Origin of the sequence: Paeniglutamicibacter cryotolerans, from assembly GCF_014190875.1 — a bacterium.
Classification (GTDB): domain Bacteria; phylum Actinomycetota; class Actinomycetes; order Actinomycetales; family Micrococcaceae; genus Paeniglutamicibacter; species Paeniglutamicibacter cryotolerans.
Map to the genome: position 1 here is coordinate 2,326,125 of NZ_JACHVS010000001.1, position 14,031 is coordinate 2,340,155.

The 14,031-nt window shown below is 67.5% G+C and carries 11 protein-coding genes; 2 read left to right on the forward strand and 9 right to left on the reverse strand.

Translation table 11 applies throughout. The features are described 5' to 3' along the window. Positions 1–15: 15 nt before the first annotated feature. The gene (locus E9229_RS10735) at positions 16–822 is read right to left on the reverse strand and encodes a purine-nucleoside phosphorylase (RefSeq protein WP_183512009.1); all 807 of its coding nucleotides are present in this window, start codon (positions 820–822) and stop codon (positions 16–18) included. 108 nt (positions 823–930) lie between these two features. Between E9229_RS10735 and E9229_RS10740 the strand changes: the two genes are divergently transcribed. After that, positions 931–2,337, forward strand: coding sequence for an NAD(P)H-quinone dehydrogenase (locus E9229_RS10740; RefSeq protein ID WP_183511202.1), 1,407 nt, complete (start codon positions 931–933; stop codon positions 2,335–2,337). Positions 2,338–2,514: 177 nt separating this feature from the next. Then, a complete protein-coding gene (locus E9229_RS10745; protein ID WP_183511204.1) occupies positions 2,515–3,912 on the forward strand; it encodes an MFS transporter in 1,398 nt (465 codons plus the stop codon). A gap of 541 nt (positions 3,913–4,453) precedes the next feature. Here E9229_RS10745 and E9229_RS10750 read toward each other — a convergent pair. The 8 genes from E9229_RS10750 to E9229_RS10785 all read right to left on the reverse strand — a co-directional run bounded on the left by E9229_RS10750 (position 4,454) and on the right by E9229_RS10785 (position 13,821). Continuing rightward, positions 4,454–6,220, reverse strand: a complete 1,767-nt coding sequence (locus E9229_RS10750) for an acetyl/propionyl/methylcrotonyl-CoA carboxylase subunit alpha (RefSeq protein WP_183511205.1) — start codon at positions 6,218–6,220, stop codon at positions 4,454–4,456. A 161-nt stretch (positions 6,221–6,381) separates the two neighbouring features. Continuing rightward, on the reverse strand, positions 6,382–6,690 hold the full coding sequence (locus E9229_RS10755; RefSeq protein WP_183511206.1) for a winged helix-turn-helix domain-containing protein: 309 nt from the start codon (positions 6,688–6,690) through the stop codon (positions 6,382–6,384). After that, positions 6,687–7,130 (reverse strand): hypothetical protein, encoded by a 444-nt coding sequence (locus E9229_RS10760; protein WP_183511207.1) that lies wholly within the window; start codon positions 7,128–7,130, stop codon positions 6,687–6,689. Before E9229_RS10760 ends, E9229_RS10755 begins: the two co-directional genes overlap by 4 nt. After that, positions 7,127–7,336, reverse strand: coding sequence for a hypothetical protein (locus tag E9229_RS10765; protein ID WP_183511209.1), 210 nt, complete (start codon positions 7,334–7,336; stop codon positions 7,127–7,129). Before E9229_RS10765 ends, E9229_RS10760 begins: the two co-directional genes overlap by 4 nt. Positions 7,337–7,523: 187 nt before the next feature. Next, positions 7,524–8,201, reverse strand: a complete 678-nt coding sequence (locus tag E9229_RS10770; RefSeq protein ID WP_183511210.1) for a Maf family protein — start codon at positions 8,199–8,201, stop codon at positions 7,524–7,526. Continuing rightward, positions 8,198–11,644 (reverse strand): MMPL family transporter, encoded by a 3,447-nt coding sequence (locus E9229_RS10775; RefSeq protein WP_183511211.1) that lies wholly within the window; start codon positions 11,642–11,644, stop codon positions 8,198–8,200. Before E9229_RS10775 ends, E9229_RS10770 begins: the two co-directional genes overlap by 4 nt. Positions 11,645–11,651: 7 nt before the next feature. After that, positions 11,652–12,308: a TetR family transcriptional regulator gene (locus E9229_RS10780; RefSeq protein WP_183511213.1), complete on the reverse strand. Its 657-nt coding sequence runs from the start codon at positions 12,306–12,308 to the stop codon at positions 11,652–11,654. 124 nt (positions 12,309–12,432) lie between these two features. Beyond that, positions 12,433–13,821, reverse strand: a complete 1,389-nt coding sequence (locus E9229_RS10785; protein ID WP_183511214.1) for a dicarboxylate/amino acid:cation symporter — start codon at positions 13,819–13,821, stop codon at positions 12,433–12,435. Between the last annotated feature and the right edge of the window lie 210 nt (positions 13,822–14,031).

Below are 14,031 nucleotides of genomic sequence, written 5' to 3' on the forward strand. Positions count from 1 at the left end.
GGATCGGACGGGGAATTAGAGGCGGGCGACGATGTCGGCCAACAGGCGCGAAATCCGCGGGCCCGCGGCTTGTCCGGCCTCGATCACCTCGGCGTGCGAGAGCGGGACCGGGGAGATGCCCGCAGCCAGGTTGGTGACCAGCGAGATGCCGAACACCTCCATGCCCGCGTGGCGGGCCGCGATGGCCTCCAATGCAGTGGACATGCCGACCAGGTCCGCGCCGATGGCCTTGGCGTATCGGACCTCGGAGGGGGTCTCGTAGTGCGGGCCGGTGAACTGCGCATAGACGCCCTCGACCAGGGACGGGTCCACGCTCCGGGCGATCTCGCGGGTGCGTGCCGAGTACAGGTCGGTCAGGTCGACGAACGTCGCACCCTCCAGCGGCGAGGCGGCGGTCAGGTTGATATGGTCGGAAATCAGCACCGGGGTGCCCGGAGTCCAGCCGGGGTTCAGCCCGCCGCAGCCGTTGGTCAGCACCAGCGTCTTGCAGCCGGCGGCGGCGGCGGTGCGCACGCCGTGCACGACCGAGCGCACGCCCTTGCCTTCGTAGTAGTGGGTGCGGGCGCCGAGTACCAGCACGCGCTGCCCGGTGGCCGTCAGCACCGAGCGGATGGTGCCGACGTGTCCGGGCACGGCCGGGGCGTGGAATCCGGGAAGGGTCGAGGCGTCCAGGGTGTGGGTGGTCTCGCCAATCAGTTCGGCGGCCTCTCCCCATCCGGAGCCCAGCACCAGGGCGATGTCGTGGGATTCGACGCCGGTGGCGGCGCCGATCAGTTCGGCGGCCTCGCTGGCCAGTTCAAAGGGGTCGTTCGAAGTATGCATCACGCGTAACAATCTACCGGTTTTCGATCCGGTGCGGGTATGCCGGCAGCGCGTCGGGCTGCGCGTGTGGTGTGCATCATCGGCCGGGGTAGTGGAGAATGGACTTCCGTGACTGCACAACACGATTTCTCGTCCCATCGGCTCGTAATACTCGGAGGCGGCCCCGGCGGCTACGAAGCAGCCTTCGTCGGCGCACAATTGGGGGCCCAGGTCACCATCGTCGAACGCCAGGGCATGGGCGGCTCGGCCGTCCTGACCGACGTGGTGCCCTCCAAGACCCTCATCGCCACGGCCGACGCCATGCGCCGGGTCGCCTCCGCCCAGTCCTTCGGCGTCCGGGTGCTGGCCGATGATGCCAGCACCACCGCCGACCTGGGCGTCGTCAACAGCCGCCTCCTTGAGCTGGCCCGCGACCAGTCCAGCGACATCCACACGGGCTTGGAGCGCGCCGGGGTGCGCGTGGTCATCGGCGAGGGGAGGCTGCTTGATTCCTCCACCGTCGAAGTTTCCCGCCCGGACGGCAGCGTCGAGATCATCACGGCCGACGCCCTGCTGATCGCCACCGGCGCCAAGGCCCGCGAGTTGGAGAGCGCCAAGCCCGACGGCGAGCGGATCTTCAATTGGACCCAGGTGTACAACCTGAAGAAGGTGCCGGAGCACCTGATCGTCGTCGGCTCCGGCGTCACCGGCGCGGAGTTCGCCTCCGCCTACAATCTGCTCGGCACCCGGGTCACCCTGGTTTCCTCGCGTGACCGCGTGCTTCCCGGCGAGGATGCGGACGCCGCCCAGGTGCTGGAAGAGGCCTTTGCCCGCAACGGCGTCACCGTGGTCGCCCAGGCCCGGGCCGAGGCCGTCGAGCGCACGGCGGACGGCGTGCGCGTCACCCTCGCTTCGGGCGAGAGCATCGAGGGCAGCCACTGCCTGGTTGCCGTCGGCGGCATCCCGAACACCGCCGGCATCGGGCTGGAGGAGGCCGGGATCAAGCTCAACGCCTCGGGCCACATCCAGGTCGATGGCGTCTCGCGCACCACGGCCACCAACGTGTATGCGGCGGGCGACTGCACCGGCGTCTTCGCGCTGGCCTCCGTCGCGGCCATGCAGGGCCGCATTGCCATGGCCCACCTGCTGGGCGACTCGGTGAAGCCGCTGCAGCTCACCGACGTCTCCTCGAACGTCTTCACCTCCCCGGAGATCGCCACCGTCGGGGTGACCGAACGCCAGGTCGCCGAGGGCAAGTACCAGGCCGACATCATCAAGCTGGACCTGGCCACCAATGCCCGGGCGAAGATGATGAACGTGGACCAGGGCTTCGTGAAGATCATCGCAAGCCGGGGATCCGGCACCGTGATCGGCGGCGTCGTGGTGGCCCCGCGCGCCTCGGAACTGATCTTTCCACTGGCCATCGCGGTGACGAAGAACCTGCACGTGGACGACCTCGCCGAGACGTTCACCGTCTACCCGTCGCTGAGCGGATCGATCTCCGAGGCGGCCCGCCGCCTGCATATCCACCTATAGCGCCGGGCCTGAAGCGGACACCGGGTTCCCGCCAAAGGGGTCGCCACGCATCGGCGTGGCGACCCCTTTGCTGTTGTGCGGATCACCCGAAGTCCAACATGTGGACGCATTGTCCGGCATGTGATCACACAAAATAGAATGACAGGGCACCAATCTTCAGCAAGAGAGACAAGCCCCATGCCAAAATCGACAATCACCGCAGCCCCCAAAGCGAACACACGCGGACGTGTCCTGTTTGCCAGCATGATCGGGACGACGGTCGAGTTCTTCGACTTCTACGCATACGCCACGGCCTCGGTCCTGGTCTTCCCGACGCTGTTCTTCCCGAACGCCAGCAACGTCAACGCCATCCTCAGTTCGTTCGCCATCTTCGGCGTTGCGTTCATCGCCCGACCTCTCGGATCGGTGCTCTTCGGGCACTACGGCGACAAGCTCGGCCGCAAGGGGACGCTGGTCGGATCGCTGATGCTCATGGGCATTTCCACGTTCCTGATCGGCTTCCTGCCCGCCGCGGCAGGCAGCTTCGTGGTGCTGGCACCACTGATGCTGGTGCTGCTGCGCTTTGCCCAGGGCCTGGCCCTGGGTGGCGAATGGTCCGGGGCTGCCCTGCTGGCCACCGAAAACGCGCCGGCCAACAAGCGCGCCATCTACGGCACGTTCCCGCAGCTGGGAGCCCCCATCGGCTTCATTGTCGCCAACCTGCTCTTCGTGGTGCTGCAGACCACGCTCACCGAGGACCAGTTCATGGACTGGGGCTGGCGCCTGCCGTTCCTGCTCTCCGCCGTGCTGGTCGTCGTCGGCCTCTACGTCCGTCTGAAGCTGGTCGAATCCAACTCCTTCCAGAAGGTCCTGGACCAGAAGAAGGTCGCCAAGTCCCCGTTCAAGGACACCATGAAGTACCACTGGCGCCCCGTGCTCGCCGGCACGTTCATCATGCTCGCGACCTACGTGCTGTTCTACCTGATGACCTCCTTCACGCTGACCTACGGCACGGCCCCGGCCACGGTGGAGGCGGCCCGCGCCGCCGCAGAGGCCAAGGGAAAGGTCTTCGACGCGGCGGCCGAGGCGGCCTTCGCCCCGGGCCTGGGCCTCGCCCGGCCGGAGTTCCTGACCATGTTGATCATCGGCGTCGTGTTCTTCGGCATCTTCACCGTGGTCTCGGGCCCGCTGGCCGAGAAGTTCGGACGCCGCAAGTTCCTGATCGGGGTCACCCTGGGCATCCTGGTCTTCGGTGCCGCCTGGACGCTGATGTTCGGCCCAGGCAAGGGCGCGGCCATGGCCGGCCTGATCATCGGCTTCACGCTGATGGGCTTGACCTTCGGTCCGATGGCGGCGATCCTGCCGGAGCTCTTCCCCGCCAACGTGCGGTACACCGGCTCGGCCATCGCCTACAACATGTCCTCGGTGATCGGTGCCGCGCCGGCTTCGTTCGTCGCCATCGCGCTGTGGCAGTTCGGCAAGGGGGACACTGTCTGGGTCGGCGTCTACCTGGCCATCGCCGCCGTGCTGACGCTGATCGCGTTGTTCCTGACCGCCGAAACCAAGGACACCGACTACGAAAACAACGTCGCTTAGCGGGTAGCTCCCAGCCCAGGGGCCGCCGTCCCGTTTCCAGCCGCCCCTCGCCGGGGGCGGGGAGCGGGGCGGCGGCCCCTGCCGCATCTGGCGCTCTTCGCCGGGGCTGTCTTGATGCGTCGCCGTCAGCGGCGTTGCGCTCACCGCCGCATCGGCGAAAGCGGCCTGCGCGCTCCGGGCCGCCCAACTGGCTGCCACCAGTGGGTATCGGCCTGACGGAAGCCGAAATCGGTCATCGGCCTCGGGCCCCGGTAAAGCGCCGGCGCGTTGAGTCCCAGCAGGCCGCGCCGAACGGTCCGCGGCAGCCGGACCCGAGTACTTCATTTTCAGCGCCGCGCGCTGGTAGCTCGGGAAGCCGCAGGGCTCCTGCGTTCCCCGGCCTTCAAGGGAGGCTCGATGCGCGAATCGGTCAGGGGTGCAGCCCAGGCCACGTCGGGACGCCCGTCCCGGAACCCGGACCGATGCCATCGAAGGCAAAAAGCGGCCGTCCTGCGCCCAAAGGCAAGGCAGGACGGCCGCTGAGCGGGGCCAGGTGGTGGGATTAGGCGTCGTTGATCGAGGCCAGCACCGCTCCGGCCGACACCGTGTCGCCGGGGACTGCACTGAGTCCGGACACGACGCCGGCGCGGTGTGCCGTCAGCGGCTGTTCCATCTTCATCGCCTCGAGCACGACGATCAGTTCGCCTTCGGCCACTGTATCGCCATCCTGCACGGCGACCTTCACGATGGTGCCCTGCATGGGGGAGGCCAGGTCGTTGCCGCCGGCGCCCGCGGCAGCCGCCGAGGAACGCGAACCGCGCTTCTTCTTGGACTTCGCCGGTGCGGAGCCGTTGGAGCTGACGAGCGATGCCGGAAGCGTCACCTCGAGGCGCTTGCCGCCGACCTCGACGGTGATGGACTGGCGCCCCGCGTCGTCGGCCGCCTCGCCGGGAGCCGGGGTGTGTGGCGGGATCTCGTTGACGAACTCGGTCTCGATCCAGCGGGTATGGATGCTGAACGGGCCGGATTCCGGGATGTAGGCGGCATCGGCCATGACGGCGCGATGGAACGGGATGACCGTGGGCATGCCCTCGATGACCAGTTCCTCCAGCGCGCGGCGTGCGCGCTGGGCGGCCTGGGCGCGAGTGGCGCCGGTGACGATGAGCTTGGCGATCATCGAGTCGAAGTTGCCCGAGACGGTTTCCCCGGCTTCGACGCCGGAGTCGACGCGCACGCCGGGCCCGGTGGGCAGCTTCAAGGTGGTGATGGTGCCCGGTGCCGGCATGAAGCCGCGACCGGCGTCCTCGCCGTTGATCCGGAACTCGAAGGAGTGGCCGCGGACCTCGGGGTCCGGGTAACCCAGCTCCTCGCCGCGGGCGAGCCGGAACTGTTCGCGGACCAGGTCGATGCCGGTGACCTCTTCGGAGACCGGGTGCTCGACTTGCAGCCGGGTGTTGACCTCCAGGAAGGAAATGTCCCCATCCTGGCCGACCAGGAACTCGCAGGTTCCCGCACCGACATAACCCGCCTCGCGCAGGATCGCCTTCGACGCCTCATACAGGCGGGTGTTCTGCTCCTCGCTCAGGAACGGGGCCGGAGCTTCTTCGACGAGCTTCTGGTTGCGGCGCTGCAGCGAGCAGTCGCGGGTGGAGACCACCACGACGTTGCCGTGGGCATCGGCCAGGCATTGGGTTTCGACGTGCCGCGGGGCGTCGAGGAAGCGTTCGACGAAGCATTCGCCACGGCCGAACGCCGCAATGGCCTCACGGACGGCGGATTCGAAGAGTTCGGGGATTTCCTCGCGGTTGCGCACGACCTTGATACCACGCCCACCGCCGCCGTAGGCCGCCTTGATGGCCAGCGGAAGACCGTGTTCGTCGGCGAAGGCCACTACCTCGTCGGCATCGGCCACGGGGTTCTTGGTGCCGGGAACCAGTGGGGCGCCGACCTTTTCGGCGAGGTGGCGGGCCTGGACCTTGTCGCCGAGTTGGTCGATGGCCGCCGGTGGCGGGCCGATCCAAGTCAGCCCGGCGTCGATGACTGCCTGGGCGAAGGAGGCGTTTTCGGCGAGGAATCCGTAGCCGGGGTGTACCGCATCGGCGCCGGAACGGGCGGCTGCGTCGAGGATCTTCTCGATGGACAGGTAGGAGTCCGCCGCTGAGGCGCCACCCAGGGCGTATGCCTCGTCGGCGAGGCGGACGTGCAGCGCTTCGCGGTCGGGCTCGGCGTAGACGGCAACCGAACCGATGCCCTCGTCGCGGGCGGCGCGGATGATGCGTACTGCGATTTCTCCGCGGTTGGCGATGAGAACCTTGGTCAACTGACTCATATCGGTGGCTTTCTCCTTAAAATGTGCTCTTGTGGAGCCTACCGGCGGTTGTGGGATATGTACCCACAAAGCCGCTGGTGTCGGACGAACTGCCAAGGATTTTTGTAGGAACCCTACAACACTGGACGTGCTTGTCCGGCTTCCGGGGAACGGTGCGGGGCCTATCCGGCGCCGCGGGCTATCTCGGTCAGGGCCCGCAGGTGCCGCTCCCAGGTCGCCCGGCCTTGGGGGGTGAGGGAAAACCAGGTGCGCGGGCGCTTTCCCACGAATCCCTTGCGGATCTTGACGATGCCGGCGGCCTCCAGCTGGGATGCCTGCCGGCTGAGTACCGAGTCCGAGACCTGCAGGTGGTCGCGCACGACGGCGAACTCGCTTTCCTCGGTTCCGGCAATGGCCGCGACAAGGGAGAATCGAACCGGGTGGGCCAGGTCTTCGCAGAGTTGGTGCCGGGGGTGCTCGGCGGCGCTCATTTCCTGGCCTCCACCCATGCGCCGATGGCCGAGTTGAGGGTGATGGCGGTGGCGACGGAGAGGGTGAACCAGAGCTGGTTGGCGGCAAGGGTGGTGCCGAATCCCACGCCGATGACCCACAGTGCGCCCCAGATGGCCATGAAGGTGATCCAGCGCCTGCCGAATCCGCGCTTGGTGGAACGCCCGAAGGCCAGCATGACTCCCATGAAGATCCCCAGCCAGATGAGCATGGCAATCAGCGGGATGGCGATGAGTGATTCATCGAACCGGCCCACGAGCCAGAACGAGATCAGGCTCAGTGAGCTGATGGCACCCATGCCGAGCAGCATGGCGATGTGTGGCCAGCTGGCGCCGGTGCGGGCCGCCGCGCCGAGGCGTCCGGCTTCCCGGAGCAGGTCACGGGCCGCCTGGGCCGATGGCGGGTTGGATTCGGCACTCATTTCGCGGCCTTCTTCTTTGCCGGGACGCTGGTGGATGACCAGACGGCGCCGAGCAGTGCGGCCATGATGGAGCTCATGACCAGGAGCTGCGGAATCTCGCCGACCAGCGCGTAGATGAAGAGCCCTGCCATGCACGCGATGCCCAGCACGTAGCCGGTCCAGGCGTACTGCGTGCCGGTGGTCCGGGGCTGTTTCGTGGCTTCCATTGCTGCTCCTCTTGTCGGTTGGTGTTTCCCCAGCATAGAAAGTACTTTCCATTTCTGCAAGTGCTTTCCATGAAATTTTGGGACCCCCCGAAAACAAGTCGCTGAGGATCCGGCGGCCAGCCGGTTAAGCAACTGCGGGCCCGCACGCCGTTTCCGGTGTGCGGGCCCGCAGGGGAGTTCGGGGCGGTTAGGCCCAGAGGTCCATGATGGTCAGATTCGCAGACCCCAGCAGTTCGCGCAGCGTGGAGACATTCAGCCCCACCACGGTGTGCGGGTTTCCCTCGATGGAGGTGATGAACGCCGAGCCGAGGCCGTCGATGGTGAAACCACCTGCGCACGGCAACGGCTCACCGCTGGCCACGTAGGCCTCGATCTCCTCGTCGGTGACCTTGGCGAAGTGCACGATGGCGGAGGAAACCTCGCCGATGGTGGCACCGCTTCCGCCGTCCTGCCCTTCCTCGGAACGGTTGTCGATCAGCCAGTGGCCGGTGTGCAGGATGCCGGATTTACCGCGCATCGCCGCCCAACGCCCGGCGGCAACGGCGGCCGTATGCGGCTTGCCATAGGCGGCTCCCTCGAATTCGAATACCGAGTCGCAGCCCAGCACCACGGCGCCGTCGGCATCCTCCTGCGCGGCCACCGCCTCGGCCTTGGCCTTGGCCAGCAGCAGGGCCGTGGTGGAGGGGTCAAGTGTTCCGAAACGTGCCGTGGCGGCAGCCAATTCGGCGTCCTCGTCGACCGCCGAGACGATCACCTGGAAGTCGATGCCGGCCTCGCGCAGGATCTTCGCGCGGCCGGGGGAGGCCGAGGCAAGCACCAGCAGCGGGAGGTCTTCGGGGGACACCGGGGCATTTGATTCACTCATGCATCAACCGTAGCCTTTCCGGCGGCCGGACCGGGCCCCGCGGCATCGTCCGGCAGCCCCGGTGTCGCGGCGGGGGCCGTGGCATCGAGCTTGGCGCCCTCCACATCGACATCGGGCAGGATCCGGTCCAGCCAGCGCGGGATGTACCAGGCATGGCGGCCCAGCAGGTGCATGATCGCCGGGGTCAGCGTCATGCGCACGATGAAGGCGTCGAAGAGCACGCCGACGGCCAGGGCGAAGCCGATGGCCCGGATCATGGTCAGGTGCGAGAACACGAAACCGGCGAACACGCTGGCCATGATCAGCGCGGCGGCGGTGACCACCGGTGCCGAATGGGCGAACCCGGCCCGCACTGCGGCCTGTGCCTTCCCGCCGTGCACGTAAGCCTCGCGCATGCCCGAGACCAGGAAGACCTGGTAGTCCATGGCCAGCCCGAACAGGATGCCGGTGAGCAGGATCGGCAAAAAGCTCATGATCGGCCCCGGCACGTTCACGTCGAAGACCGAACCCAGCCAGCCCCACTGGTACACCGCCACGGTAGCTCCGAACGCGGCGGCCAGCGACAGCAGGAATCCGACGGTGGCCAGCAGCGGCACCACGATGGAGCGGAAGACCAGCAGCAGCAGGATCAGCGAGAGCCCGACGACGATGGCCAGGTACGGAGGCAGCGCTTCGGAGAGCTTCTCCGACACGTCGATCTGGGCCGCCACCTGGCCGGTGACCGCGATGGTGGAGCCGGTGGCCTGCTTGATCGAGCCGGTGGAATCACGCAGCGTGTGCACCAGCTGTTCGGTTTCGACGCTGGCCGGACCGGCCTCGGGGATCACCTGGAGCACGCCCAGGTTGTTCGCCTTGTTCACCGCGACGGGAACGGCGGCGATGACCCCGGGGACAACGCGCAGCTTGTCGGCGACGTCCAAGTTGGCCAGCTGCGCACCGGTGTGATCGAGCCCGGTCGGCAGGTCTGCCAGCACCAGCAGCGGGCCATTGTAGCCGGCTCCGAACGCCGTGCTGATGTCGTCGTACGCCTGGTAGGCGCTGGAGTTCTGCGGTTCGGCGCCGCCGTCGGGCAGCGCGGTGCGCAGCTGCGCGGCGGGGATCGCCACGATGCCCAACAGCACGATGGATGCCGCTGCCGCCAGCCACGGCCGGCGGGTGACGACGGCACCCCAACCGCGGCGACCGTCCGCATTGCGTGTCTGGGTGGCCAAATGGACCGGGTCTGCCGCTTTGGCCCAGGCCCGCTTGCTGATGAGCTTCGTCCCGATGATGCCCAGCACCGCCGGGGTCAGGGTGATGGCCAACGCCACCGCCATGGCCACGGTGAACGCCGCCGACAGGCCAAGCACTGTCAGGAACGGCAGGCCAGGAACGGCCAGCGCGGAGAGCGCGATGACCACCGTCAGGCCGGCGAAGACCACGGCGTTGCCGCTGGTGCCGGTGGCCCGACCGATGGATTCCTGCATTTCCATGCCCTCGAGGAGCTGGCGGCGGTGCCGGTGCACGATGAACAGCGAGTAGTCGATGCCCACGGCCAGGCCCAGCATCAGGGCCAGCGCCGGGGTGATCGAAGCCATCTCGATGACGCTGGACAGGGCCAGCGTGCCGCCGACGCCCGCACCCACGCCCAGCACGGCCATGACCAGCGGCAGTCCGGCAGCAACCAACGTCCCGAGCATCACCAGCAGTACGACGGCGGCGATGGCCAGGCCGAGGACTTCGGCAATGCCGAAGATGGAGGACAGGTCCTGGACGATCTCCTTGGAGTAGAACACCTCGACCCCCGATGCCACGGGTGCGGAGGCAACCTGCTGGATCTCGGTCCGGGTAGCGGAGGAGATGGCGTCGGTGGAGCCGGTGAAGGTCACATGGACGGCAGCAGTGGTGCCGTCCTTCGAGACGAAGCGCATGCCGTTAGTGGAGGCCGCGGTACGGACTCCGAGCTCGAGCTTCTGCTGGCCGTCGGCGAGCTTGGCCACGCCCTTGGCCAGGTCGGCCTCGGCCTGCGGGAGTTTGGCTTCGGCCACGTCGAGCTTCTTCTGGGCCGCATCGAGCTTCTTGGCGTTCGCTGCGATATCGGACTCGCCGGCCTTCAGCTTGGCTTCGTTGAAGACGATGGCGGCGGCACCATCGTCCACCTTGCGTTGCGCCGCCGCCAACTGGTCCGCGGCAATGGAGGTCTTGGTTCCACCGGCGCGCAGGTTGGCGGCCGCGGCATCCAGCGACTTTTTGGCGGCGGGCAGTTTGGCAGCCGCTGCGTCGAGTTGTTTTTCCTTACCGGCCAGGGTCTTCTTGGCGCTGGCCAGGGCGGTGGCCCCGGCATCCAATTTCACTTTTGCCGCGTCGAGCTGCTTCAGCGCGGCCGTGCCGGCGTCCACGTCCGCCTTGACGCCGCGCAGCGATTTGGCGCCCGCAACGGCCTGGTCGTGTCCGTCCTGCGCCTGTTTCAGGCCCGTGCGGGCAGCAGACAGCTGACCGGCCACGTCCTTGCCGGCGTCGGCCTGCTTTTCAAGGTCGGTAATCTGGGTCTTGAGTCCCGCGATGGTCGAAGCGAGCGTCGTAATCTGTGCTTCGAGCCCGGGCAGCTTTGTCAGTGCGGCGCGGCCGGTGGCGAGCTGGGACTCGAACGCGGCGCGGGACTTTCCACCCAGGAGCTTTTTCATGCCGGCCGCCTGGGCTGCCACGCCGGCGTCGAGCTTCTTCGCCTCGGCGGGCAGGTCCTGCTTGGCCTGGGCGATTTGCCGTCGTCCGTCGGCGACCTTGGCGACGCCGGCCTTGTAGGCGGCGTTCCCGGCGTCCCACTTCTTCTGCCCGGCGGCCAGACTGGCGCGGCCCGAAGCCAGTGCCGCCTTGCCCGGGGCCAGTTGGCTCCGTCCGTCGGCGAGCCTGGCCTTGCCGGCGTTGAGCTCCTTGCGTCCGGTGGCCAGCGTCACCCGGGCATCCTTGAGCTGGGCCCGGCCGTCGGTGATCTGCTTCCGGCCGTCCTCCAGTGTCTTTCGTCCGGCGGCGAGTTGTGCCTTGCCGTCGTCGAGCTTCTTCTGCCCGGTGGCCAGATCGGCGCGCGCGGTATCCAGCTTGGCTCCGGCGTCATCGATTTGGGCCTGGAGCTTGAAAGGGTCCTGGACCTCGGCGACGTCCGGGAGCTTGGACAGCTTCCCCAGCGCGGCACCGATCTCCAGCTCCTGGGTGGGGGTGAAGGCCTTGCCGTCTGCCGTGCGGTAGACGAGGGAACCGGTGCCGCCGGCGAACTCCGGCATTTCAACCTTCAGCTTGTCCAGCGTGCGCTGGGTTTCAGTGCCCGGGATCGTGAAGGTATTGCTCAGCGTGCCCATGAAGGCCACGGCGCCGATGCCGATGGCCAGCAGCAGCACGGTCCAGATGGAGACGAACATCCAGCGGCGGCGATAGGCCAGCCGGCCCAGTCGGTAGAGGAAGGAAGCCATGGTCGGATCAGGCCTTTCGTGCTGTGGAATCGGCCTGCATTCGCAGGGTGGGGAAGCCGTCGCGCAGCAGCGCGAGGGCGTTGATCAGGCTCTGTTTCAGGGCCTGCATCGACGTGTTGGAGAGGTCGTTGCCCCAGTCCTCGGCCCAGTCGACGAAGGCCGCCTTGCCGGCGCCGATGACCGAGTGCGCAAAAACCGCCACCGGGAGCCGCTGGTCGCCGCTGACGCGTTCGCGGACGATCTCGACGAGGCGGGTCGAGCAGTTTTCCCAGGATTCAAGTTGCAGCCGGCCCAGCTGGGCGTTGCCGCCGGAGAGCACGAAGAGTTCGGCCACGGGGGCGAGCAGTTCGGGGTCGGCCAGCGACTGCAGGGCGCGCACCGCGGCTTCCATGACCGGGAGGTCGTCGTGCAGCGCATCGAGGTTTTCGAGCGCGCGATTCAGGAAGTCCTCCGTCGGGACGTTCAGCGCGGCTTCCACCGAGGGGAAGTAGTTGAAGAAGGTCCGCCGGGAAACCCCGGCGGCCTCGGCGATTTCCTCCGCAGTCATGGAACCGCCGGCTCGTTGGCGCAGCAGCGACAGGGCCGCGGCGGCGATCGAGCTGCGGGTGTTTTCCTTGTTCAGCTCCCGGCGTGACGAAACGCCGGGGAAGGTCTCTGGGGGCATGCAACTACACTACGTGCAAGTTTGCATGCCGTGCAAATATTTTGGCGGGGAGTACCGTGCACAAAAAGAGCGGCCGTCGTACTTCCCGTGAGGAGTACGACGGCCACTCGTGAAACCGCGCAGGTCAGGCGTTGGCCGGTTCCTTGGCGTCCTGCCCGGACCCGGCCTCGAGGGCCTCGTCGGCAAACGGGTTGCCGTTACGCGGTGCGTTGTAGAGAGCCTCGTCGAGGATGCCTTCGCGCTTGGCGACAATCACGGGGACCAGCGCCTGCCCGGCGACGTTCAGCGCGGTGCGGCCCATGTCCAGGATCGGGTCGACGGCCAGCAGCAGTCCGACGCCGGCCAGCGGCAGGCCCAGGGTGGAGAGGGTCAGCGTGAGCATCACGACGGCACCGGTGGTTCCGGCCGTGGCCGCCGAGCCGAGGACCGAAACCAGGGCGATGAGCAGGTACTGGGTCAGGGTCAGCTCGATGTTGAAGAACTGGGCGACGAAGATCGCCGAGATGGCCGGGTAGATCGCCGCGCAGCCGTCCATCTTGGTGGTCGCACCCAGGGGCACCGCGAAGGACGCGTAGCCGGAGGGGACGCCCAGGTTGCGTTCGGTGACGCGCTGGGTCAGTGGCAGCGTGCCGATCGAGGAGCGCGAGACGAAGCCCATCTGGACCGCCGGCCAGACGCCGGAGAAGTACTGCTTGATGCTCAGCCCGTGCAGGCGCACCAATACCGGGTACAGGACGAACATCACCAGGGCCAGGCCCACGTAGATGGTCAGGGTGAACTTGCCCAGCGCGCCCATGGTGTCCCAGCCGTAGGTGGCCACCGCATTGCCGATCAGCCCGACGGTACCCAACGGGGCGATGCGGATGATCCACCACAGGATCTTCTGGATCACTGCCAGCATCGAGGTGCTGAACGCCAGGAACGGTTCGGCCGCCTTGCCGACCTTCAGGGCGGCGATGCCGACCACGACGGCGATGACCAGCACCTGGAGCACGTTGAAGTTCAACGTGGTGGTGGCCGTCGTTTCGACGACCTTGGTGGACGCGCCCAGGCCCAGGAAGTTGGACGGGATCAGGCCGATGAGGAACGACCACCAGTCGCCGGTCTTGCCGTCATAGTCCGGCGGCGTCGCCTGTCCGGTCTTGGCCCCGGGCTGGAAGACCAGACCCAGGACCATGCCGATCAGCACCGAGACGAACGAGGTGATGCCGAACCAGATGATGGTCTGCCAGGCTAGTCGCGCGGCGTTTGCGACCTGAGCCAGATTCGCGATGGAGGCCACCACGGCGAAGAAGACCAGCGGCACCACGGCCGCGCGCAACAGATTGACGTAGCTGGAGCCGATGGTTCCCAGCGTCACGCCGAGCCCGTTCGGCGTCTCGGCGGTGTGGCCGGAGTACTTGGCCAGCAGGCCAAGCAGGAGGCCGATGATCAGGGCGGCAATGATCTGCGGCCCGAAGGCAGTGGCCCAACGGGGCAGGCGCCGTACGGGCGCGGAGGTTTCGGAAGTCACCCACTGACGGTAGTGCCTGCCGTGCTTCAAGTACTACCGGGCATTTCGCCATGTTACGGAACCGGAGTGGAGGCCCGCCGTGCTCCTGCCGCGTGCCCGGGTCGAATAGGCACGGCACCGCCCCGACCAGGCACTGGACCTGGTCGGGGCGGTGCCGGGCGCAGGGGCCTGCCGATGCTGCCGGCGCCTGACCCGCGCAGGGTCAAGGAG